The organism is Meridianimarinicoccus aquatilis (assembly GCF_004358675.1).
Classification (GTDB): Bacteria; Pseudomonadota; Alphaproteobacteria; order Rhodobacterales; family Rhodobacteraceae; genus Meridianimarinicoccus; species Meridianimarinicoccus aquatilis.
This window is the reverse complement of the sequence record NZ_SMZO01000017.1, coordinates 1-16,941: the sequence shown is the minus strand read 5'-3', so window position 1 is coordinate 16,941 and position 16,941 is coordinate 1. Positions and strand designations below refer to the sequence as shown.

Genomic DNA, 16,941 nt, shown 5'->3' with positions numbered 1-16,941 from the left:
AGTCGGGGACAAACCCCGACCACGACAGTTAGACGTTATGCCCCCCGATTCACAAGGCCTTGCGCCTGCGGCGACGCAATAGCGCAAGCCCCGAAATAGCCGACGCCAGAATTGGCAGGGACGCCGGCAATGGAACAGAACTGACTGCTGATGCGCTGTAGAAGGCAACTTGGCGCGCCCGGTCCGGATAGACGCCGCCATCTGAACGGGATGCGACAGCCGACCATTCGCCGGTGCCCCAAAAAGCGCCGTCACCGTCGAGGTCAAGCAAGCGCATGACCCAGTCGCCTTCCGAATTGGAATCGTTCGAGGTGATCAACAATTCGCCTGTGAGATCGTTCAGGGCCATGCCAAACCCAGCGAGGAAATCGTACGTTCCCGTTAGCAGCGATGTGTTCCACAATTCCATTGTTTCCGACGGATCGTCGATGGTTCCAGACCCGTCAAGGTCGGTCAGCCCAAACACCGACGCGATGCCTTCATCCGCCAACCATTGCCACGTGTAAACGGTGCCGTTCCCAGCCGCGACAGCAAGGTCGAAATTTGCAAGCGTTCCCGCGCCCTCGGTCGCGAAAGCGGTCACTTCGCCGCTGTCGATCATGCCATTGCCGTCCGCGTCCCGCGCGGCATAGATCGTGTCGGGCGTTGTTCCTGATGTATCGGCGATATAGGCTGTGTCGCCATCAAAATCGATCTGGAACGGCGACGAAGAGGCGTTCAGCCCGCTCAACGATAGCCACTGGGTGACTTCACCTGCGTCATTGGCGTAGCCGTCGCCATTCAGGTCAACGGTGCGATAAACCCAGTCGCCGCTTGGGTTGCCGGTGGTGTCGGCTTCGACGACGTAAATCGCGCCATCCGGGCCTTGGGCAATGCCATTTGGCGTGTTGAGCGAAAAGCCAGAAACAGATTCGCTGGCAGAGAACCACACTTGCGACTCGCCATCGCCATTGGCGCTGCCATCGCCATCAATATCCTGAGTGCGATACACAGTGTCAGTTGAGCCGTCACCAAGATAGACAACGCCGTCGGCCGCTTGAGTTAGCGAAAAGACGTTTCCCGTCGGTGTGGCGAGACCAGAGGCGTTGCTGGCGTCAAAATACACTGTGGCTTCGCCGGCGTCATTTGTGTCACCGTCACCGTTGATATCCTGCAATAGAACGACCTGATCGGCGCTTTGATCGGCAAGAAGAAACGGGCTGACGGGGGTCGCCATGACAGCAGTAGCGCAAAGGGGCAGGATTGCTCCGGAAGCAATTATGAGTCGCACTTGGCTCTCTCCATTCTGCGGGGCCGACAAACCTTTGTCGCCCCATTTGGTGTTGGGGGGACTCGGCCTTGCGTGCATGTGCTGGGAGAGTTGAGGTCAGTTATAAATTCTGACAATTCTTGTCAAGATATGCGATTATCCTGTGCGGCGCAGGCTCCCGCCGGATTTCATGCCCACGACGCGCGCCCGTGCACGTGGGTCGCTGTCAAAAAGACCCGCCAGTTGTTCGGTCATCGCCCCCGCAAGCTGCTCAACATCAGTGATCGTCACCGCGCGGTCGTAGTAGCGCGTTACGTCATGGCCGATGCCAATTGCGATGAGTTCCACGGCGCGGCGTTTCTCGACCATGGCGATAACGTCACGCAGGTGCTTTTCCAGATAGTTGGCCGGATTTACTGACAACGTGCTGTCATCCACTGGTGCGCCGTCCGAAATCACCATCAGGATCTTGCGCGCTTCAGGGCGGCCAACCGTCCGGCGATGCGCCCATTCAAGGGCCTCACCGTCGATGTTCTCTTTCAGCAACCCTTCTTTCATCATCAACCCAAGATTGGGGCGCGTGCGCCGCCATGGTGCATCGGCGGATTTGTAAATGATGTGCCGCAGATCGTTCAGGCGGCCGGGTTGTTGCGGACGTCCAGCGTTCAGCCATGCCTCGCGCGATTGACCGCCTTTCCAGGCGCGTGTGGTGAAGCCCAGAATCTCGACCTTGACGTCACAGCGTTCCAGCGTGCGGGCCAGAACATCGGCGCAAATCGCTGCGATGGAAATGGGCCGCCCCCGCATGGACCCGGAATTGTCGAGCAAAAGAGTGACCACCGTGTCGCGGAATTCCATGTCTTTCTCAACTTTGAAAGACAGGGGCGTCGTGGGGTTGGCGACAACGCGGGCGAGACGGCCAGCATCCAGAATGCCCTCTTCGCGGTCAAATTCCCAGCTGCGGCTCTGCTTGGCCTGAAGCCGCCGCTGCAACTTGTTGGCCAGCCTTGAAACAGCGCCTTTGAGCGGCTCAAGCTGTTGGTCAAGATAGGCCCGCAAGCGTTCAAGCTCAACGGGCTCCGCCAAATCTTCGGCGCGGATTTCCTCATCATACTCGGTCGCATACACCGTGTAATTTGCATCCGCCTCGGATACTTTCGGGGCTGAGGGCGGCTCTAGCGGGGCATCACCATCCGGCATGTCCGTCTCGTCCGCGTTTTCTGCGTCGGCCATGTCATCCATGCTGACCTGCGCATCGGCGGCATCTTGCGTTTCGTCCTGCGACTGCTCCGGACTGGCTTCTTCGTTCTGGTCGGGGTCGTCTTCGTCAGGTGGTGTCGTGTCGGGCGATTGTTCGTCTTCAGAACTGGAAGCTTCGTCCTGACTATCTTCTTCGTTGTCTGGATCGTCGCCAAGTTGGTCGCCATAGCCAAGATCTTCGATGATCTGGCGGGCGAGTTTTGCAAATGTGGTCTGGTCGCGCAGGCTGTCGTCAAGGTTTTGCAACGTCTCGCCTGCGTCGTGCTCAATATGCTCGCGCCAGAGTTTCATAACGTTGTCGGCGGCATCGGGAAGGTCGCGCCCGGTTGCGAGATGGCGCACAAGATACCCTGCCGCGACGGCCAATGGCGCGCCAGAAGCCTCGTCTATCTGGGCATATCCGCGACGGTCTGCTTCGACGGCGATCTTCGCATCTATGTTCCCGGCCGTGCCGGGCATGGCGCGTGCGCCGACAGCTTCGCAGCGGGCGGTCTCCAGCGCATCATAAATGTCGCGGGCCATTTGCCCTTGGGGGACATATCGGGCGTGGGTCGCTTCGTTGTGAAACCGGCGACGCAAGGCATAGGCGTCAGCCGTCCCGCGTGCCAACAGCACTTCAGATGCGGTCATACGTCGACTAACCTGCGGCAGGCGGACAGAGTCGTTGGTCATCCCTGGTGGATCAACGGAATAGCTGATCGACATGTCAGGATCGTTCGCCAAAACGCGGGTCGCTTCGGCAAGGGCCTTTTTAAACGGTTCCGACGGGTTGTCTGACTGTGCCATGAGCGTCTTTCACTGAACTTCGGCGTGCAGGTGCGTCGCCATCGGGTAGCACCCGCGTTGACACGCACACTGCACGGCACCGGTTATGTAGCCTTCGCACGGATTTGGCCAGTACCGACACGGCGAGTTTATCGGGCTTTCCAAATTTGCGGACGGGGCCAATCCTGCCGACCGCGACTGTTCAGACGGAAAAGCGACGCTTGTTTTGTGCGCACATGATGAAGAGTGTGCTAGGCTTTGAGGATCACAGCCTGAAAGGAGTGTGCAAATGGCTTATGTAGATGGGTTCGCGGCGTCAGTGCCTGATGACAACAAGGCAGCTTTCATTGCACATGCCAAATCGGCTGCCGGTGTGTTTCTGGACCATGGGGCGCTGTCCGTGCGCGATTGCTGGGGGGACGATGTTCCCGAGGGTGAGGTCACGTCGTTCCCTATGGCAGTCAAATGCGCCGAGGGGGAAACTGTTGTGCTGTCTTGGGTAATTTGGCCGGACAAAGCCACGCGGGATGCGGGTTGGGCGGCGGCCATGGCCGACCCTCGGTTCGATCCCGCCGACACGCCGATGCCATTTGATGGCAAGCGGATGATCATCGGCGGGTTTGAAACTGTGTTCGAAGCTTAACCCAGCGACGTGCTGACGGCGCTTTCGGGCAATTCTTCTGCAAAACAGCGCTGATAGAACTCGGCAACAGTCTGCCGTTCCAGTTCGTCGCACTTGTTCAGGAAGGACAGCCGGAACGCATACCCAACATCTTTGAAGATCAGGGCGTTCTGCGCCCAGGCGATCACTGTGCGCGGGCTCATGACCGTGCTCAACTCGCCATTCATGAACGCGGTCCGCGTCAGATCGGCAACCGTCACCATCTGGCTGATGGTTTGGCGGCCTTCCTGCGTATTGTAGTGCGGACATTTTGACAGCACGATCGCAGCCTCGGCATCATGGCTGAGATAGTTCAGTGTCGCGACCAAAGACCAACGGTCCATCTGGCCTTGGTTGATCTGTTGGGTGCCGTGGTAAAGGCCGGTCGTGTCGCCAAGGCCCACAGTGTTGGCTGTGGCGAAGATGCGGAAATTCGGGTTCGGGCTGAGAACCTTGTTCTGGTCCAAGAGGGTCAGCTTGCCATCGGCTTCCAGCACGCGCTGGATCACGAACATCACGTCGGCGCGGCCAGCATCATATTCATCGAACACGATGGCCGTCGGTGTGCGCAAAGCCCAGGGCAGGATGCCTTCCTGAAATTCGGTATACTGCTTGCCGTCTTTGAGTTTGATCGCGTCCTTACCGATCAAGTCGATCCGGCTGATATGGCTATCCAGATTGACCCGAACCAGTGGCCAGTTCAGCCGGGCGGCGACCTGTTCGATATGGGTCGATTTGCCGGTGCCGTGGTAGCCTTGGATCATCACCCGGCGATTGAAGGCAAATCCGGCAAGAATGGCCAGCGTGGTGTCCCGATCAAACTTGTAGGTCGGGTCAAGGTCCGGCACGCGGTCAGAGCGTTCGGCAAACCCCTTTACCACCATATCGGTGTCGATGCCGAACACGTCGCGCACAGAGATGTCTTCGGTGGGTTTGGTGTTCACGTCCATGCTGCCGTCTGCCATGTTGCTGCCCTTTTTAATCGCCTCGGTGGTGCAACATATTGCGCGAGGGTGCAAGGGGAAGGGCCAGCACAACAGTCATCCGCGGCGCGCGGCGATGGCGGTTCCAGCTGCCCAGCCCGAGGACCAAGCCCATTGAAAGTTATACCCACCCAGCCAGCCGGTCACATCAACCACCTCGCCAATGAAATGCAGGCCCGGTACAGTCTTGGCCTGCATTGTTTTGGAATCAAGGCTGGCCGTGTCGACCCCGCCTGCGGTGACCTCAGCCTTGCGGTACCCTTCGGTCCCCGTTGGGCGCAGCCGCCAATCAGTCATTTGGCCATTCAACACGGCAAGGTCCGCGTCGGATTGATCGGCCAGTCGCCCGGTGACCTTGCTTGAGGTCGTGACATATTCAGCCAATCGTTTCGGGATCGCTTCGCCCAAAACTGTGGCGATGTCTCGTCGGCCTGCACGGGCGCGCTCGGTGCGGAGAATCGCAACCAGGTCTGTGCCGGGGCGCAGGGTGACGGCAATATCATCGCCTTCGCGCCAATAACTTGAGGCTTGAAGAACTGCGGGCCCGGATAAGCCGCGATGGGTGAACAACAATGCTTCGTCGAAAGACGTGCCATTCGCGGTCAATCGTGCGTCCACCGCAACACCTGCAAGTTGGGCGAAACTATCGCCAAAGGTGAGAGGTACCAAAGCAGGACGGGTTGCAACCATTTTCAATCCGAACTGCTTTGCGATGGAGTAGCCGAGCCCAGAGGCACCGATTTTGGGGATCGACTTGCCGCCCGTCGCGACAACCAGGGCGGGTGTTCGCACCTGCACAGTGCGCCCTTCGCGCGTCAGGTCAATGGTGAAATGACCGTCCGCATGGGTGATGTCGCCCACCGTAGTCGATAGCCACAGGTCGGCCCCGGCACTGTCCATTTCCGCTTTGAGCATATCGATGATCTGGCGTGCGCTGTCGTCACAGAAAAGCTGCCCCAATGTTTTCTCGTGCCAAGCAATGCCATGCTTTGCAACGAGATCCAGAAAATCCCATTGCGTATAACGGCTGAGGGCAGACTTTGCGAAATGGGGATTGTCCGATAAGAAATTCTCGGGGCCCGTGTGCATATTGGTGAAATTGCAGCGGCCTCCGCCAGAGATGCGGATCTTCTCACCTGGCACGGGCATATGATCGACCAAGAGCGCGCCTTCGCCGGCCTGCGCCGCGCACATCATTCCTGCGGCACCCGCGCCAAGGACGACGGCAGGACGAACTGTCGCCTTTGTTTGGGAAACTGCGTGCATTGACCTAAGCTATCAGGGGCGCGGGACGCTGCGATACCCAAGTACCGCACCGTCGGCGGTGCGAAAAAGCACGCGCAAGGTTAAAGCTCTGCCCGGACGGTCGGGGTTTGTTGCCGCAAAGGTCAGGACCACTTGGTCGGTTGAGCCGCGCGCCCAAAGCGCTTCGTCCTTGCGTGGATCAAAACGGACTGCTGCAAGCCCCAGTTCTGTCTGCGCGGCTGTCAGTGCCGGTTGACCACTGACAGTGTTATTGCGGAATGTTGGCCAACTGCCGCTTTGCCCGGTCACAATGCGAACCGTGTCACCACCACCGCGCGGCGTGCAGACCTGAACGCTGTTGCCCGCCGGGTCGCGGGCGCCCGAACGGCAAGTTCCCGCAACCAGGGGGGTGTAGCCGCCACCGCAGCCCTCAAGCAGCACAACAGCTGCCAAAAGCCCCACGCGCAACTTTGTGCCCGTCTTATGACCACCCGAACGGGCAAAACGGCTCATCGGCTGTGTGCTCAATCCTTGAAGCTGCGGCTTTCCTTGATCTGCTCCCAAGCCCAGACGACTTCTTGCAACCGCTCTTCGTCAGAGCGGTCACCACCATTCATGTCGGGGTGCAAGATCTTGATCAGGGCTTTGTATTGCTTGCGAATTTCAACCTTGGTCCAGTGATCCTTTGCTTCGAGAATCTCAATCGCCCGGCGTTCGGTCGGAGGCAGACGCCGGGTACCTGTAATTGATTTACCAGGGTTCTGCGTCGCATTCTCGCCCAGCACCTGATGCGGGTCATCAACGCCAAGTCGCTGCCAGGCGCGTTGTTCTTCGCTGGGACGACCGAAGGGCTTGGTCTCGCGCCCCCAAACGCGATCTTGTTCGATCTGCGCATCCATTTCGGCCTCGGTGGTGCCGTTGAAGAAATTCCACTTCAGGTTGTACTCACGCACATGGTCTTTGCAGAACCACAAATAGTCATCAAGGCTGTCTGGCGAACGCGGCGCACGATACTGCCCGGCCAATTCACAACCCGGATGCTCGCAAACGCGAGTCGAGGTCTCGAAAGCCCCTGACATACCTCGCTTTCCACGTGTCCGTTTCTTCTTTGCAGAAGATACAGACATATCAAAACCGAATGGGTCATTCTTCGACATGGGTAAAAACCTTTCCGACTCGCACGGGCGGCATTTCAACTGCGGGCGATGGAGTCTAACCTTTCTGAGACAGAGAGAAAGAGGGGCAGCTCGAAAAATGGCTATTGCACACGAGATAACCACCCGACTCGAATCAGAGTTTCAGCCCGAAAGGCTAAAAGTGACCGACGATAGCGAATCGCACCGCGGTCACGGCGGATGGAAAGAAGGCGGCGAGACCCATTTTCGGGTGGAGATCGCCGCAGAAGCGCTGCGGCCACTCAGTAGGATGGAACGGCACCGTGCGATTCATAAAGCGATTGGGCGCGATTTAATCGTGCGCATCCACGCTTTGGAAATCCACATCGACGCCTGAGCGCGGATCACTCGGCCCAATCTTCGCGATTTTCCAAGAGTTTGAGAGCTTCGCCGGTGGTCTCTGCGTCATCAATTCCCTTGGCTCGGCGGAAAATCAAAAGGGTGCGAAACCCGCTGCGTGTCCCGGTAAGACCGGTTCGTTCGCGCAGGGGAAGCGTTTCCGCGCGCTGAAATTCCCAACCATCCTTGGCCTCTTTGTTGAAAACCTCAGACAGAGTTTCGGCAAAGGGGTCAGCCCCCTTTTTCCGCAATTTCGCGGCCCGGTCGGGGGCAGGAATGACCCGGTATTCGTAGCTTGTCATCTGGGACCCCATTTCGATCAACTTGGACAATGGCTTACGACGGGAGCAGTGCTTTGGCAAAGGGCCGGGTGCATTGGTGCGAGCAAGGATCGCGTCAGCGTCACTCAGGTGCAACAGGCATGCGCGTAGTACGGAGTTAACCCTTTTGTCGGATGCTGACCGGAAATGGCCTAAATCCGCTAAGATGCATTAGGGCGGAGGGCAGTAGATTGCGTGCGAGGTACGGTCACGATGCGTACTATTTGTAGTGTTCTGGGTATGATTGTGCTGCTCTCCGCCTGCGGTAACCCGGACGTGTCGAGTTATGGATCGGTCGGTGAAACTGCCGAAAGCCTTGAAAGACGACGTGCCTTTAACAACGCAATCGTAGGACACACATTGCGCGGCGAGGGCGTGGATGTCACCGTGGCCGAGGGGGGGGCGTTGGTCGGCACGCATTTGGGCGTTCCGTTTGTCGGGTCTTGGGAATATCGGCGCGGATTGTTCTGTACATCCATGCGAAGCGAAGATGTTCGGCGCGCAATGGATCGACGTTGCTATCGGGCTGCATCGGATGGGCGAACAGTCACGCTCGTGCAAACATCGGAAAGTTGATGTCTTTTATTCGCTGTGCCCGGTCGCTCACCGAGTGTGAAGTTGCCGCACAGTACCCCACTTCCGCAGGATACTTCTATTCGGCTGGATGTGACGTGCGTTTGCGTTCGTCGATATGGGCGGCTTCACGTCTAAGCAAGTAGACGCCGCAGACAGCGACGGACAGCGCCACAAGCGGGACGGCGATTTCGAAGGCGGTCATGTGTTGTCCTCCGTTCTGAGCATACGCAATACATAGTGTGAAATGCCGTGCAGGAAAAGCCCCGCAAGCCCCCAGATGAATGTCAGACTGGAGGCTTCAGCGAAATTCAGTGTCAGCGGCCGCAAAACCGCGAAACCAATCAGCCCCAGCCCAATAGCATTTAAGAAGCCTGAGAACAATTTGACCCGTTCATTGTGGATCGCAACAGCACGACGCAGGCTTCCCATCGGATCACAGACCCAGTTTGGCCGCCACCAGTTCGTTGACGGCCTTCGGGTTCGCCTTGCCGCCTGTTGCCTTCATGACCTGACCAACAAACCAGCCTGCCAGTTTCGGGTTCGCTTTGGCTTTTTCAACTTGCGCAGGGTTTTCAGCGATGACCTTGTCCACCGCTGCTTCGATCGCGCCCGTGTCGGTGACCTGTTTCATGCCGCGGTCTTCGACGATCTTGGCCGGATCGCCGCCTTCGGTATAGACGATTTCAAACAAATCCTTCGCGATCTTGCCTGAAATATCGCCCTTGGTGATCAATTCGATGATGCCGCCAAGTTGGGCCGGACTGACCGGGCTATCTGTAATCGCGCGATCATCGTCTTTTTTCAGACGTCCGAATAATTCGTTGATGACCCAGTTTGCCGCCATCTTGCCGTCGCGCCCTTCCGCGACAGCTTCGAAATAGGCGGCTGATTCGACTTCAGCGGTCAGGACCGATGCATCATATTCACTCAGCCCGAAGGCCGTCACGAAGCGGGCGCGCTTTTCATCCGGCAATTCCGGCAGCGAGGCGGCGATGTCATCGACCCACGCTTGTTCGATCTCAAGCGGCAGAAGGTCAGGGCAGGGGAAGTAGCGATAATCATGTGCTTCCTCTTTCGACCGCATTGACCGCGTCTCGCCCTTGTCGGGATCATACAGGCGCGTTTCTTGCACGATGCTACCGCCGTCCTCCAGAATGGCGATCTGGCGGCGGGCTTCATAGTCGATAGCGGCCTGAATGAACCGCATGGAGTTCATGTTCTTGATCTCGCAGCGCGTTCCGAGGTGGCCGAAATCCTGCGTTTCCTGATACCGCTCATATGCGCCGGGACGGCACACCGACACGTTAACGTCTGCCCGCAGGTTGCCGTTTTGCATGTTGCCATCGCATGTGCCGAGGTAGCGCAGGATCTGGCGCAGCTTCCCAACATAGGCGGCGGCTTCTTCCGGCCCGCGAATGTCGGGGCGCGACACGATTTCCATCAAAGCCACGCCTGTGCGGTTGAGGTCCACAAATGACATGGTCGGGTCCATATCGTGGATCGATTTGCCTGCGTCTTGTTCCAGATGGATACGCTCGATCCGGACCAGCCGCGCGACGCCGGGGCCCATATCAACCAGCACTTCGCCTTCGCCAACGATTGGGTGATATAACTGGCTGATCTGATACCCTTGCGGCAGATCGGGGTAGAAATAGTTCTTGCGGTCGAAGGCCGAGGTCAGGTTGATCTCTGCCTTCAAGCCCAGACCGGTCTTGACCGCCAAGGCAACGCAACCTTCGTTGATAACGGGAAGCATGCCGGGCATGCCTGCATCCACGAAGGCCACGTTGGAATTGGGCTCAGCACCAAATTGCGTGGACGCTCCAGAAAACAGCTTTGCTTTGGAAGACACCTGCGCGTGCACTTCCAACCCGATCACCAGTTCCCAATCATGCTTCGCCCCGGCGATGACCTTGGGCTTTGGCGTTTCATAAGTCAGATCGAGCATGGCACGGCGTCCTTCATCGGTGTCAGCCTGCCTTTTAGTGCTCTGCCGGGTCAGGCTCAAGCATGCATTCTGCGTTGCACGAAGCTTCGGACACGCCAGATCACCTTGTTGCGAACTGGGGATGCCCGATTGCGTCGCAGCGGGTAGCGTCTTTTCGATCACCAAGGGAGTTTCACATGATCCGAGCACGTCTTTTGGCCACAGCGGCCGCACTTCTCATCGCTGGTCCGGTTCTGGCCGGGCCGCAATATGTTGATGACACTGGCTTTGCTGTGTCCGGCTATGATGTCGTATCTTATTTTGATCTTGAACAAGCCCCGATTGGGGATGCTCAACCAGAGCCGATGCTTGGTCGCGCGGATATCACGGCAGAGCATAACGGCGCGACGTTCGCCTTTTCCACAGCCGAAAATCGCGAAGCGTTTTTAGCCAATCCAGATCGGTACGCCCCACAATACGACGGCCACTGCGCCTTTGGTGTGGCGGGCGATGCAAAGGTTCCCGCCAACCCGACGCTGTGGCGTATCGTGGATGATCGCCTGTATCTGAACATCACCAAAGGTGTGGCTAAGAAATGGGAACGCGACATTCCCGGATACGAGCAAAGCGCCAGGTCGAACTGGCCGGACCTGGAAAGCAAGGCCGCCTCGGATGACAGCGTGCCGCGGTTCCGGGCGACCGGCCCCATTGCGAACTAGGCCGCCGGAATGCGCGGCTTGACCTTCGGCCTTGGCGTGTTTGCATCAATCGCGGCTTTGCCTGCCACTGCGTGCACGGAAAAGGATATGGCGGCTTGTGAAACGTCTCAGGGCACGTACTACGTTCGAGTGCCGGGTGGTGTGGAAACGCCGCCAGCCGTTATGTTTCTGCACGGTTACGGCGCCAACGCGATGGCGATGATCAACAACGCCCGCGTGACCGATGCATTGTTGGCACAGGGCTTTGCCGTCATTGCCCCGAACGGACGGGGCCGCGATGGTGCCGAAGGCGGTGGGTGGTCATTCATGCCAAATCGCCCGTCGCGGCGCAACGAAGCCGCGTTCTTGACCGAAGTGCGCGGCGATGCTGTTGCGCGTTTCGCGCTGGACCCTGACCGCATCTATCTCGGCGGCTATTCCATCGGGGGATCAATGGCGAGTTATATTGCCTGCGCCGATCCTGATGCCTTCACGGCGTACCTGCCTGTTGCAGGGAGTTTTTGGCGACCCCAGCCAGAAAACTGCGCCGGGCCTGTGCGATTGTTGCACACGCATGGCTGGACAGACGGCACCGTGCCGCTTGAAGGGCGGCCGCTTAGAAACGGACAGATCTTTCAAGGGGATGTCTTTCACGCCATGTCCACATGGCGCGAGGCGAACGGTTGCGCCGGCTTGCGGGCGACGGCGTTCGATACGAAAGGCCCGTTCTGGAACCGGGCTTGGACAGAGTGCAGCGAAGAAAGTGCGTTAGAGCTCGCGCTCCATCCCGGTGGACATCTCGTGCCAGAGGGGTGGGCCGAAATGGCCGTCGACTGGTTGAATGCGCTGCCGTTGAAATAAACTCAACAGAACAACGAAAAAGGGCCGCGGCAGATGCTGCGGCCCTTTCCAATTCATACGCAAAAAGCGATCAGCGTTCGTCAACATCCGGCTGGGGCGTGTCGTCGCCGCTTTCGTCGTCATCAACAGCTGCGCCGCCAATATCGTCGAACAGTTCCGCGATCTCGAAATCAGCTGCCGCTTCTTCTTCGGCTGCCAGTTCCTGGATCGACTTGCCCGATGCCTGCAGTTCTGCCTCTTCGGGCGAGCGCGCGACGTTGAGCGAGATCGTGACTTCGACTTCCGGGTGCAGTTTCACGACAACGTCGTGCAAACCCAGATCCTTGATTGGGCGGGTCAGGAAGACCTGCTTGCGATCAAGGGTGAAACCAGCGTCGGTTGCGGCTTCTGCTGCGTCGCGCGTGCTGACCGAACCGTAGAGCGCGCCCGAGTCGGAAGCCGACCGGATCACGATGAACGATTCGCCGTCCAGCTTTGCGCCAAGCGCTTCTGCTTCCTTGCGGGTTTCAAGGTTGTGCGCTTCCAGTTGTGCCTTTTGCTCTTCGAACCGGGCCAGGTTGGTCGGGTTCACACGAAGGGCTTTGCCTTGGGGCAGCAGGAAGTTGCGGGCGTAGCCTTCCTTTACGGAGACGACTTCGCCCATCTGACCAAGCTTGGCCACGCGTTCGAGAAGAATGATATCCATCTGATGCGTTCCTTACTTCACAGCATAGGGCAGCAGGGCGAGGAAACGCGCGCGCTTGATCGCACGGGACAGTTCACGCTGCTTTTTGGACGACACGGCGGTGATCCGCGACGGAACGATCTTGCCACGCTCAGAGATGTAGCGTTGCAGCAGACGTGTGTCCTTGTAGTCGATTGCGGGTGCGTTGTCGCCGGAGAACGGGCAGACCTTGCGGCGGCGGAAAAATGGTTTTGTAGCCATGTTTTAGGTTCCTTTCCCTATCTCGATCAACGACGACGGTCGCCGCGGTCACCGCGGTCGCCACGGTCACTGCGTTCGTCACGCTTTTGCATCTGTACCGACGGACCTTCGGCGTGTTCGTCGACCCGGATGGTCAGAACGCGCATTACGTCGTCATGCAGGCGCATCAGGCGTTCCATTTCCTGAACGGCCGAAGCAGGCGCGTCGGTTTTCAGAAAGGCATAGTGGCCCTTGCGGTTCTTGTTGATCTTGTAGGCCATCGTCTTGACGCCCCAGTACTCGTTCTCAACGACTTTTCCGCCGTTGTCCGCGAGGACTGTGGTGAAGTGTTCGACAAGGCCCTCGGCCTGCGTGTTCGACAGGTCCTGGCGGGAAATGAAGACATGCTCGTAAAGCGGCATATCGGCTCCTTTTCAGAGGGCGCATTTCAAAGGTCGGGCTAAAGCTTCCGCGCCCGTCCACGAGAGACTGCGCCAAGTTGCAAATTGCGGAAGATGCGGCCTTATACAGAGCTTCGCGGCTGATGCAAGCCGCGTTGGTTGTTGCCCTAGTTTGGCGGGCTTCCAAAATGTTCGGTGATGAACGGTCAATGTGAGTTTTCGCGGAGTTGTTTTCGCGTCAAATCAACCGACATGTAGTTTCGAGCGCGGACTGCACCGCGTGCTGTTTGAAACGCAAGGAACGGACTCATGAAATCCACGCTTATCGCCGCTGCACTTGGTCTTGGTCTGATGTCGGCCCCTGCTCTGGCAGAGCCGGTGGAATACACGCTCGACAGCAGCCACAGCCAAATCTTGTTCAGCTACAACCACCTTGGCTTTTCGACCACCTATGGCATGTTTTCGGGATTTGCCGGGACGATCCAGTTCGACGAAGCCGACCCAGCCAATTCGTCGGTAAAAGTGTCGATGCCCGTAACCAGCATGTTCACAGGCTGGGAAGCGCGCGATAGTCACTTTATGTCCGGTGACTTCTTCGATGCGTCCGGTGACGAAGAGCAAGTGACCTTTGTGTCCACTGGGATCGAGGTGACCGGCGACGCAACTGCGCTAATCACGGGCGATCTGACGCTGAACGGCGTAACCAAAGAAGTCGTTCTGGATACAGTCCTGAACAAAGCGGATACGCATCCAATGGCAAGCAAGCCTTGGCTTGGGTTCAACGCGACGACCACCTTGTTGCGCAGCGATTACGGCGTCGAAGCGTTTGCACCTTTCGTGTCTGATGAGGTCGAAGTCGTGATCTCGATTGAAGCAGAGTTGGCAGGCGAAGCATCCTGATTTTCCAATCAATTTCATGCATCGGGCCGTCCAATAGGGCGGCCCGTTTCGCTTTACAGCATCGGAAACACCGAACCAACCAGCAGAACGGCCATGGTCACGTTGAAAACGCGAAGCCGCCCCGGGATCGCAAGCCAGCCCCTTAACCGCAGGCCCATCAAGACCCAGACCATGATTGACGGAAGGTTCACCATGCCAAACACCACCGCAACAATGCCAACAGCGGCAAGTGTTCTGTCAGGCGCGTATGCGGTAACCGCTGTCAACGCCATGGCCCAAGCCTTGGGATTGACCCACTGAAATCCAGCCGCCTGCAAAAAGGTCATTGGCGAGGCCGCGCGCCCCGCTTCTGCTAACCCTGCGGTACGCACCAGTTTCCAAGCCATCCACAAGATGTATGCAAGGCATCCCACCCGCAAGGCCGTTTCAAGCGCCGGGATCGCATCAAAGGCGCGGGTTACCCCAGCACCGACCAACGCGACCATCGCGGTGAACCCAAGAGCGACACCTAGCAGATGCGGCAGGGTGCGGCGCAGGCCGAAATTCACACCCGATGCCATCAGCATAAGGTTGTTCGGCCCCGGAGTGATCGAACTGACCAGCGCAAAGCTGCAAAGTGCGGCGAAAATCTCAAGTGTCATCATCTTACCGTGGTTTCGACGTCACGGCTTCACAAGTCTGCGCTTGTGACGCCGTCTTTGCCATGATTGACACAAGTAGGGCGCAATGTGCCGTCAAATATGCGGCAACCAGAAGAGAATAGTGAAGTAATGACGAAAAGAGACGAAATCAACGACAGAATATTGCGAGAACTGTCTGCAGATGGCCGGATCAGCAACACCGAACTCGCGATGCGTGTTGGGTTATCCGCCTCTGCCTGTCTTCGGCGCGTTCAGGAACTTGAGCGCGAAGGGGTGATTTCCGGGTATCGCGCTGTGCTGAACCCGGTCGCAATGGGACGTGGATTTCTGGCCTATATCGGGGTGGGATTATCAGACCATTCCAAGGCATCGCAGGCGGCGTTCGAACGCGCGATGTCAGCCGCACCCGAAGTGGTCGAATGCCACAACATCACGGGTGTGATTGAATACATACTCCGTGTCGAGGTCGCTGACCTTGCCGCTTACAAAGCGTTTCATACGGATGTTTTGGGTGTTGTGCCCAACGTCAGCGCCATCACGACATGGGTTGTGATGGGCTCCCCAAAGGATGGAAGACCATAGCACCAAACGTTGATCTATCAGTTAACCTATTTTGGGGAAACGACGTGAAACGGCACACGTGACGGTGTATCCCGTGCCATCGCAAGCCAATTGTATGGCGACGTTATTTATCAGGATTTGGTTCAATGAAGATCACAACCCTCTTGGCGACTGCTGCTTTTGCAACTGTGACGCTTGGCGGCGCTGCGTCGGCCGCGACGCTGTACGCAACTGACATTGTGTGGACAAACAACGGCACCGTTGGGTCGTCGAATGATCGCGACAATCCACTGAATGCACTTGGTGCGCCGGATGGCAAGTTCATGGCGCTTGGGTTGGGCGGCTTTGCCGACTTTACCTTTGGTGAAACGTTCACCGGCCCGGGTGCAAGCTACGAAGTGACCTTTGGCAAACGCGAAGGCTATCTTGAGACGGCGGAAGTTTTCGTTGGGGCGAATGGATCGTTCACAAGCATTGGTGCGATCGACAATGCATCGTCCGCTGGCTTTGTGTTCAGCTTCTCTGGCGTGTTCGATACGTTGCGCCTGCTCGATACCACACCGGGAAGCAGCCCCAGCACCGACGGCTATGACGTCGATGCAGTGTCGGTAACATCATATTCAGGCCCGAACCCCTCTCCGGCACCTGTCCCGCTTCCTGCGCCTGCATTGATGCTTGGGGCCGGTTTGCTTGGTCTTGGCGCCGTGCGGAAGATGGGCAAAAAAGCCTAGGGTCAGGACCCATTGATCTTCGCTTTGCAGCGTGATTCACGGCTCGAAAACGAGCGGTGAACATGTCTGATCTTTTCTGGCTTACGGACGCGCAGATGGCGCGTCTTGAACCCTTCTTTCCGAAGTCCCACGGCAAGCCCCGCGTTGATGACCGACGTGTGTTGAGTGGGATCATTTTCATCAATCGCAATGGGTTGCGATGGCGGGACGCCCCGTCGGCCTATGGCCCACACAAGACGCTGTACAACCGTTGGAAGCGGTGGAGTGACAAGGGTATCTTCGCCCGAATGATGGCAGGTCTGGCTGCCGAACACGGCGAAAAGAAGACCGTCATGATCGACGCGACGTATCTCAAAGCCCACCGAACAGCGACCAGCATGGGCGTGAAAAAGGGGGGCGTGGACGCCTGATCGGTCGAACCAAAGGCGGCATGAACACGAAGCTGCACGCCGTCTGCGACAGCCAGGGCCGACCGCTCCACCTCTTCGTCACGGCAGGACAGGTCAGCGATTACATCGGTGCCCGCGCCCTGGTCGGCAGTTTGCCAAAGGTGGGGTGGCTGCTGGGAGACCGAGGATATGATGCCGATTGGTTCAGAGAAGCGTTAAAAAACAGAGGGATACGCGCCTGCATCCCGGGACGGAAGCAGCGGAAGAAACCGGTAAAGTACGACAAGCGCCGCTACAAGAGGCGCAACCGGATCGAGATCATGTTCGGCAGGTTGAAGGATTGGCGGCGTGTCGC

General features: G+C 58.0%; 22 protein-coding genes. 9 read left to right on the top strand and 13 right to left on the bottom strand.

The features are described 5' to 3' along the window. Positions 1-49 precede the first annotated feature (49 nt). Complete coding sequence (locus tag E2L05_RS09210) at positions 50-1,270, bottom strand: hypothetical protein (protein ID WP_133342624.1); 1,221 nt, start codon at positions 1,268-1,270, stop codon at positions 50-52. 135 nt (positions 1,271-1,405) lie between these two features. Further along, positions 1,406-3,295, bottom strand: coding sequence for a cobaltochelatase subunit CobT (cobT, locus tag E2L05_RS09205; RefSeq protein ID WP_133342623.1), 1,890 nt, complete (start codon positions 3,293-3,295; stop codon positions 1,406-1,408). A gap of 268 nt (positions 3,296-3,563) precedes the next feature. Here cobT and E2L05_RS09200 point away from each other — a divergent pair, with 268 nt between their 5' ends. Next, positions 3,564-3,917, top strand: coding sequence for a DUF1428 domain-containing protein (locus tag E2L05_RS09200; protein WP_133342622.1), 354 nt, complete (start codon positions 3,564-3,566; stop codon positions 3,915-3,917). Here E2L05_RS09200 and cobS read toward each other — a convergent pair. The 4 genes from cobS to E2L05_RS09180 all read right to left on the bottom strand — a co-directional run bounded on the left by cobS (position 3,914) and on the right by E2L05_RS09180 (position 7,320). Next, complete coding sequence (gene cobS / locus E2L05_RS09195) at positions 3,914-4,900, bottom strand: cobaltochelatase subunit CobS (RefSeq protein WP_133342621.1); 987 nt, start codon at positions 4,898-4,900, stop codon at positions 3,914-3,916. The genes E2L05_RS09200 and cobS overlap by 4 nt on opposite strands. Positions 4,901-4,975: 75 nt before the next feature. After that, positions 4,976-6,184, bottom strand: a complete 1,209-nt coding sequence (locus E2L05_RS09190) for a BaiN/RdsA family NAD(P)/FAD-dependent oxidoreductase (RefSeq protein WP_133342620.1) — start codon at positions 6,182-6,184, stop codon at positions 4,976-4,978. Positions 6,185-6,196: 12 nt separating this feature from the next. Beyond that, positions 6,197-6,676 (bottom strand): hypothetical protein, encoded by a 480-nt coding sequence (locus E2L05_RS09185; RefSeq protein ID WP_133342619.1) that lies wholly within the window; start codon positions 6,674-6,676, stop codon positions 6,197-6,199. Positions 6,677-6,687: 11 nt separating this feature from the next. Then, positions 6,688-7,320: a DnaJ domain-containing protein gene (locus E2L05_RS09180; protein ID WP_133342618.1), complete on the bottom strand. Its 633-nt coding sequence runs from the start codon at positions 7,318-7,320 to the stop codon at positions 6,688-6,690. A 97-nt stretch (positions 7,321-7,417) separates the two neighbouring features. Here E2L05_RS09180 and E2L05_RS09175 point away from each other — a divergent pair, with 97 nt between their 5' ends. Then, on the top strand, positions 7,418-7,675 hold the full coding sequence (locus E2L05_RS09175) for a BolA family protein (protein WP_133342617.1): 258 nt from the start codon (positions 7,418-7,420) through the stop codon (positions 7,673-7,675). A gap of 7 nt (positions 7,676-7,682) precedes the next feature. Here E2L05_RS09175 and E2L05_RS09170 read toward each other — a convergent pair whose 3' ends face one another. Further along, positions 7,683-7,979, bottom strand: a complete 297-nt coding sequence (locus E2L05_RS09170; protein WP_165971722.1) for a DUF4177 domain-containing protein — start codon at positions 7,977-7,979, stop codon at positions 7,683-7,685. Between the two features lie 231 nt (positions 7,980-8,210). Between E2L05_RS09170 and E2L05_RS09165 the strand changes: the two genes are divergently transcribed. Further along, entirely contained in the window at positions 8,211-8,573 is a 363-nt protein-coding gene (locus tag E2L05_RS09165) for a hypothetical protein (RefSeq protein ID WP_133342615.1), read from the top strand. A 76-nt stretch (positions 8,574-8,649) separates the two neighbouring features. On the opposite strand, the gene E2L05_RS21250 is transcribed toward E2L05_RS09165, so the two are convergent. Both E2L05_RS21250 and gatB read right to left on the bottom strand, forming a co-directional pair. Beyond that, positions 8,650-8,775, bottom strand: coding sequence for a hypothetical protein (locus tag E2L05_RS21250; protein WP_279512633.1), 126 nt, complete (start codon positions 8,773-8,775; stop codon positions 8,650-8,652). 231 nt (positions 8,776-9,006) lie between these two features. Next, positions 9,007-10,521 (bottom strand): Asp-tRNA(Asn)/Glu-tRNA(Gln) amidotransferase subunit GatB, encoded by a 1,515-nt coding sequence (gatB, locus tag E2L05_RS09155; RefSeq protein WP_133342613.1) that lies wholly within the window; start codon positions 10,519-10,521, stop codon positions 9,007-9,009. A 176-nt stretch (positions 10,522-10,697) separates the two neighbouring features. Between gatB and E2L05_RS09150 the strand changes: the two genes are divergently transcribed. After that, positions 10,698-11,219: a YHS domain-containing (seleno)protein gene (locus E2L05_RS09150; RefSeq protein WP_133342612.1), complete on the top strand. Its 522-nt coding sequence runs from the start codon at positions 10,698-10,700 to the stop codon at positions 11,217-11,219. Between the two features lie 9 nt (positions 11,220-11,228). Next, complete coding sequence (locus E2L05_RS09145) at positions 11,229-12,059, top strand: alpha/beta hydrolase family esterase (protein WP_133342611.1); 831 nt, start codon at positions 11,229-11,231, stop codon at positions 12,057-12,059. Between the two features lie 70 nt (positions 12,060-12,129). Here E2L05_RS09145 and rplI read toward each other — a convergent pair whose 3' ends face one another. The 3 genes from rplI to rpsF are packed head-to-tail and all read right to left on the bottom strand — an operon-like array spanning position 12,130 to position 13,385. Continuing rightward, entirely contained in the window at positions 12,130-12,744 is a 615-nt protein-coding gene (rplI, locus tag E2L05_RS09140; RefSeq protein ID WP_133342610.1) for a 50S ribosomal protein L9, read from the bottom strand. 12 nt (positions 12,745-12,756) lie between these two features. Next, entirely contained in the window at positions 12,757-12,984 is a 228-nt protein-coding gene (gene rpsR, locus E2L05_RS09135; protein WP_133342609.1) for a 30S ribosomal protein S18, read from the bottom strand. A 26-nt stretch (positions 12,985-13,010) separates the two neighbouring features. Then, positions 13,011-13,385 carry a 30S ribosomal protein S6 gene (gene rpsF, locus E2L05_RS09130; protein WP_133342608.1) on the bottom strand — a complete coding sequence of 125 codons (375 nt, stop codon included), beginning with the start codon at positions 13,383-13,385 and terminating at the stop codon, positions 13,011-13,013. Between the two features lie 288 nt (positions 13,386-13,673). On the opposite strand from rpsF, the gene E2L05_RS09125 reads away from it, so the two are divergent. Beyond that, the gene (locus E2L05_RS09125; protein WP_133342607.1) at positions 13,674-14,264 is read left to right on the top strand and encodes a YceI family protein; all 591 of its coding nucleotides are present in this window, start codon (positions 13,674-13,676) and stop codon (positions 14,262-14,264) included. 53 nt (positions 14,265-14,317) lie between these two features. On the opposite strand, the gene E2L05_RS09120 is transcribed toward E2L05_RS09125, so the two are convergent. Beyond that, positions 14,318-14,905 (bottom strand): LysE family translocator, encoded by a 588-nt coding sequence (locus tag E2L05_RS09120; protein WP_133342606.1) that lies wholly within the window; start codon positions 14,903-14,905, stop codon positions 14,318-14,320. Positions 14,906-15,034: 129 nt separating this feature from the next. On the opposite strand from E2L05_RS09120, the gene E2L05_RS09115 reads away from it, so the two are divergent. The 3 genes from E2L05_RS09115 to E2L05_RS09105 all read left to right on the top strand — a co-directional run. Next, positions 15,035-15,487 carry an Lrp/AsnC family transcriptional regulator gene (locus E2L05_RS09115; protein WP_133342605.1) on the top strand — a complete coding sequence of 151 codons (453 nt, stop codon included), beginning with the start codon at positions 15,035-15,037 and terminating at the stop codon, positions 15,485-15,487. A gap of 125 nt (positions 15,488-15,612) precedes the next feature. Continuing rightward, positions 15,613-16,197, top strand: coding sequence for a hypothetical protein (locus E2L05_RS09110; RefSeq protein ID WP_133342604.1), 585 nt, complete (start codon positions 15,613-15,615; stop codon positions 16,195-16,197). Positions 16,198-16,259: 62 nt separating this feature from the next. Continuing rightward, a protein-coding gene (locus E2L05_RS09105; RefSeq protein ID WP_133342603.1) for an IS5 family transposase occupies positions 16,260-16,941 on the top strand; the annotation gives its coding sequence in 2 pieces (ribosomal slippage) (positions 16,260-16,581 and positions 16,581-16,941; 683 coding nt annotated over the 2 pieces). This gene is flagged as partial in the annotation.

Bases quoted from the DNA above. Each gene is read 5' to 3' on its own strand.
- cobT (WP_133342623.1), bottom strand. From the start codon at position 3,295: ATGGCACAGTCAGACAACCCGTCGGAACCGTTTAAAAAGGCCCTTGCC.
- E2L05_RS09200 (WP_133342622.1), top strand. From the start codon at position 3,564: ATGGCTTATGTAGATGGGTTCGCGGCGTCAGTGCCTGATGACAACAAG.
- cobS (WP_133342621.1), bottom strand. From the start codon at position 4,900: ATGGCAGACGGCAGCATGGACGTGAACACCAAACCCACCGAAGACATC.
- E2L05_RS09190 (WP_133342620.1), bottom strand. From the start codon at position 6,184: ATGCACGCAGTTTCCCAAACAAAGGCGACAGTTCGTCCTGCCGTCGTC.
- E2L05_RS09185 (WP_133342619.1), bottom strand. From the start codon at position 6,676: ATGAGCCGTTTTGCCCGTTCGGGTGGTCATAAGACGGGCACAAAGTTG.
- E2L05_RS09180 (WP_133342618.1), bottom strand. From the start codon at position 7,320: ATGTCGAAGAATGACCCATTCGGTTTTGATATGTCTGTATCTTCTGCA.
- E2L05_RS09175 (WP_133342617.1), top strand. From the start codon at position 7,418: ATGGCTATTGCACACGAGATAACCACCCGACTCGAATCAGAGTTTCAG.
- E2L05_RS09170 (WP_165971722.1), bottom strand. From the start codon at position 7,979: ATGACAAGCTACGAATACCGGGTCATTCCTGCCCCCGACCGGGCCGCG.
- E2L05_RS09165 (WP_133342615.1), top strand. From the start codon at position 8,211: ATGCGTACTATTTGTAGTGTTCTGGGTATGATTGTGCTGCTCTCCGCC.
- E2L05_RS21250 (WP_279512633.1), bottom strand. From the start codon at position 8,775: ATGACCGCCTTCGAAATCGCCGTCCCGCTTGTGGCGCTGTCCGTCGCT.
- gatB (WP_133342613.1), bottom strand. From the start codon at position 10,521: ATGCTCGATCTGACTTATGAAACGCCAAAGCCCAAGGTCATCGCCGGG.
- E2L05_RS09150 (WP_133342612.1), top strand. From the start codon at position 10,698: ATGATCCGAGCACGTCTTTTGGCCACAGCGGCCGCACTTCTCATCGCT.
- E2L05_RS09145 (WP_133342611.1), top strand. From the start codon at position 11,229: ATGCGCGGCTTGACCTTCGGCCTTGGCGTGTTTGCATCAATCGCGGCT.
- rplI (WP_133342610.1), bottom strand. From the start codon at position 12,744: ATGGATATCATTCTTCTCGAACGCGTGGCCAAGCTTGGTCAGATGGGC.
- rpsR (WP_133342609.1), bottom strand. From the start codon at position 12,984: ATGGCTACAAAACCATTTTTCCGCCGCCGCAAGGTCTGCCCGTTCTCC.
- rpsF (WP_133342608.1), bottom strand. From the start codon at position 13,385: ATGCCGCTTTACGAGCATGTCTTCATTTCCCGCCAGGACCTGTCGAAC.
- E2L05_RS09125 (WP_133342607.1), top strand. From the start codon at position 13,674: ATGAAATCCACGCTTATCGCCGCTGCACTTGGTCTTGGTCTGATGTCG.
- E2L05_RS09120 (WP_133342606.1), bottom strand. From the start codon at position 14,905: ATGACACTTGAGATTTTCGCCGCACTTTGCAGCTTTGCGCTGGTCAGT.
- E2L05_RS09115 (WP_133342605.1), top strand. From the start codon at position 15,035: ATGACGAAAAGAGACGAAATCAACGACAGAATATTGCGAGAACTGTCT.
- E2L05_RS09110 (WP_133342604.1), top strand. From the start codon at position 15,613: ATGAAGATCACAACCCTCTTGGCGACTGCTGCTTTTGCAACTGTGACG.